The following is a 3,613-nucleotide window of genomic DNA, read 5'->3' as shown; positions in this document are numbered from 1 at the left end:
GTACCAGCCGGCGCACCATGCCACTGGCCGGCGTCGCGCGCGATCCCTGGTTCTTCTGGGATGGCCGCCGCGACAGCCTGTGGGCGCAAGCGCTGACGCCGCTCGAAAACCCGCTGGAGCAGGCGGGAAACCGCACCGCCTACGCGCATTACATCAAAGCGCGCTTCGGCGAACGCTATGAGCGCATCTTCGGGCCGCTGCCCGACCTTTCCGGCATGCCGTTGGATGCCAGCCCGCTTGGAAACGATGTCGAGAGGGCGGCCTGGAATGCCATGAGCGGCCCGCAGCGTGACGCTATCAACGGCGTCTTTGCCAATCTAGGCAAGGCGATTGCCGCCTTCGAACGCTCGATCGCGCCGGCGCCAACGCGCTTCGACCGCTTTGCGCTGGACCTCGCCACCGGTGCCGAGCCGAAGGGCGATGCTGTCTTTTCCAAACAAGAAATCCTTGGGCTTAAACTGTTCATCGGCAAGGCCAATTGCGTGACCTGTCACAACGGCCCGCGCTTCACCGACAACAGCTTCCACAACACCGGCGTGCCATCCGTTGCGGGCCTGCCGCCGGATCGCGGCCGTATCGATGCCGTGCACCAAGTCGAGGCGGACCCGTTCAACTGCTTCGGCGCCTATCGCGATGGCGACGCCAGCGCCTGCGGCGAGTTGCGCTTCATGGTCAAGGATGCGCCCGAACTCGTTCGCGCCTACAAGACGCCATCGCTGCGCGGAGCGGCAACGCGGCCGCCCTATATGCATACCGGGCAGTTTTCGTCGCTCGACGAGGTGGTGGCGCACTACGCCAAGGCTGCCCCCAGCGTCGAAGGGGTATCAGAGGTTCACCCGCTGGAGTTGTCGGATCGCGAGCGCGGAGCGCTGGTGGCGTTCCTGAAGACGCTGGCGGAGTGAGGTTGCCGGCGATAGGAATAGTTGAGCGAAGCGAGGCGAGTTGGTGCTGAAGCGAGCAAAGGAGGTTCTATGAGCCGGAGTATGATTCCCGTCGAGGAAAGCCGCCAAGGAATGGTTCAAGGATTCAAAATTCGCTGCCCAATATGAGGCATTGGAAGAAGAATTCGCAATCGCAGAGGCTTCGATCAAGGCTCGGTGCGAGAAACAGGAAGCCAAAGTCGTGGGGCGACCGCTGAGCGCCTAATTCCTTAAGCACGGACCGCATGCTTCGGCGATTGGCGCAAACATCCATCGCTTCGTCATCCTGGGGCGTAGCAAGGAGCGAAGCGACGCGGCGCAGACCCCAGGATCCATGCCGGGACTCGGAAGCGCTGCTGCGGTGCGGAATTCTGCTCCGCTGCATTCTTCGGCCGAGGTCGCGGCATGGATCCCAGGGTCTCCGCGACGGAGCTTCGCTCCTGCTTCGCCCAGGGATGACGAAGTTGGGGAGGCTTCAGCCATCCCTACGCTCTACCGATCCTTGACCGTCTCCATGGCCACGAAGGTCGAAGTCTGGGCGACGTGGGGCAGGGCTGAGATGCGCTCGCCGAGGACGCGGCGATAGGCGGCGATATCCCGGGTGCGCACCTTCAGCAAATAGTCGAAGCTCGACGCCATCATGTGGCACTGCTCGATCTCCGGCACGGCCTGCACGGATCGGTTGAAGGCATCGAGCGCGGCGGATCGGGTGTCGGACAATTTCACCTGGACGAAAGCGACATGGCCTTCGCCCATGCGCTCGCGGTCGATGATCGCCTGGTAGCCTCTGATATAGCCGTCCTTTTCCAGCCGCTTCACCCGCGCCTGCACCGGCGTCTTCGACAGGCCGACCTTTGCCGCCAGTTCCGACATGGAAAGCCGGCCATCGCTTGCCAGCGCCGACAGGATGTTCCTGTCGATGCGGTCCAATTGGTCTTCTATCATCGAAAATGCAGTCCATATGTCAAGTCTGAGCTGCCAGGATAAATCGAATGACCTGCAATGTCGATTTCTTCGGACCGACTGAAAATTCACACTTGTGCTAGCTTGCGCCATTCGGTCCGGTGACCGCCGGCCCGATCCCCTTTGCTCGATCCACGGGACCGCCATGCCAGCGCTTGATGCCATCCGCCAGCAGATCCGCGCCAACTACCTGCCCGACGAAGACGAGGCCGTGAAGCGACTGGCCGAGACGACGGGCCTTTCAGTGAAAGACCGCAAGGCGATCTCGGCACGGGCCGCCGATCTGGTGCGGGCGGTGCGCGGCTCGTCGGATCCTCGGCTGATGGAAGTCTTCCTCTCGGCCTATGGTCTCTCCACCAAGGAAGGCGTGGCGCTGATGTGCCTGGCCGAGGCGCTGTTGCGTGTGCCTGACACCGAAACGATGGACGACCTCATCGCCGACAAGATCGCGCCGCACGACTGGTCGGCGCATTCGGGCGGTTCAAGCTCCATCTTCGTCAATGCCTCGACCTGGGCGCTGATGCTGACCGGCCGCGTCCTCGATGAGGGCGAGGGCGGCATCGAGGGCACGCTGCGTTCTATGGTGCGGCGGCTCGGCGAGCCGGTCATCCGCAAGGCGGTGGCCGCCGCCATGCGCGAGATGGGCGAGCAGTTCGTGCTCGGCCGCACCATCACGGAAGCCGTCAAGCGAGGCCGGCCGATGACGCAGAAGGGCTATCTCTACTCCTTCGACATGCTGGGCGAGGCAGCCCGCACCGAGGCCGACGCCTTGCGCTATCACAAGGCCTATGCCGACGCGATTTCGTCGCTCGATTCCGGCTCCAACGGTCCTGACATCAGGCAGAACCACGGCATCTCGGTCAAGCTTTCGGCGCTGCATCCGCGCTACGAGGTGGCGCAGAAAGACGAGATGCTGCCTGTGATGGCAGACCGGCTCCTGTCGCTGGCGCTGGCCGCGCGCCATTCGCGCATGGGCCTCAACATCGATGCCGAGGAGGCCGACCGCCTCGATCTGTCGCTCGACGTCATCGAGCGGGTGCTGGCCGAGCCGGAGCTCGCCGGTTGGAACGGCTTTGGCGTGGTGGTGCAAGCGTATGGGCCACGCGCGGCCTTCGCCATCGATTGGCTCTATGCGCTGGCCAGGAAATACGACCGCAACATCATGGTGCGGCTGGTCAAGGGTGCCTATTGGGACACCGAGATCAAGCGCGCGCAGACGCTCGGACTGTCAGGCTATCCAGTCTTCACCCGCAAGACCAACACCGACGTTTCCTACATGGCTTGCGCGAAGAAGCTTTTGTCGATGACCGACCGCATCTATCCGCAATTCGCCACCCACAATGCCCACACCGTCGCCGCCATCTTGGCGATGGCGGACAATCGCGATTCCTTCGAGTTCCAGCGCCTGCACGGCATGGGCGAGGCGCTGCACGAGACGGTGCGCCGGTCCGAAGGCACGCCCTGCCGCATCTATGCACCGGTCGGTGCGCATTCCGATCTGCTGGCCTATCTGGTCCGCCGGTTGCTGGAGAATGGCGCCAATTCCTCCTTCGTACACCAACTGACCGACGAGGACGTCGAGCCGGAGGACATTGCGCGCGATCCGCTCGAAACGGTCGAGAGCCAGGGTCCGGCCGCCAATCCGGCGATTGCCCGGCCTTCCCAGATTTTTGGGGTCGGGCGACGCAATTCGAAAGGATTCGACATCACCGACACGGTGACGCTGGCGG

3 protein-coding genes are annotated in these 3,613 nt (G+C 63.4%); 2 read left to right on the top strand and 1 reads right to left on the bottom strand.

What is annotated here, in order from left to right:
- Positions 1 to 902 (top strand): cytochrome c peroxidase (locus EN893_RS24100; RefSeq protein WP_128361823.1); only part of this gene is annotated, 902 nt, incomplete at its 5' end.
- Between the two features lie 510 nt (positions 903 to 1,412).
- Here EN893_RS24100 and EN893_RS24095 read toward each other — a convergent pair.
- Positions 1,413 to 1,865, bottom strand: coding sequence for an Lrp/AsnC ligand binding domain-containing protein (locus tag EN893_RS24095; protein ID WP_127270518.1), 453 nt, complete (start codon positions 1,863 to 1,865; stop codon positions 1,413 to 1,415).
- 163 nt (positions 1,866 to 2,028) lie between these two features.
- Between EN893_RS24095 and EN893_RS24090 the strand changes: the two genes are divergently transcribed.
- The coding region (locus EN893_RS24090; RefSeq protein ID WP_206640163.1) for a proline dehydrogenase family protein at positions 2,029 to 3,613 on the top strand (1,585 nt) is incomplete at its 3' end.

Origin of the sequence: Mesorhizobium sp. M7A.F.Ca.CA.004.04.2.1 (assembly GCF_004022825.1) — a bacterium.
In the GTDB taxonomy this organism is placed as follows: domain Bacteria; phylum Pseudomonadota; class Alphaproteobacteria; order Rhizobiales; family Rhizobiaceae; genus Mesorhizobium.
This window is presented reverse-complemented; position numbering and strand designations above follow the sequence as displayed.

Excerpts from the sequence above, each read along its gene's own strand:
- EN893_RS24095 (WP_127270518.1), bottom strand. The coding sequence starts at position 1,865 with ATGATAGAAGACCAATTGGACCGCATCGACAGGAACATCCTGTCGGCG.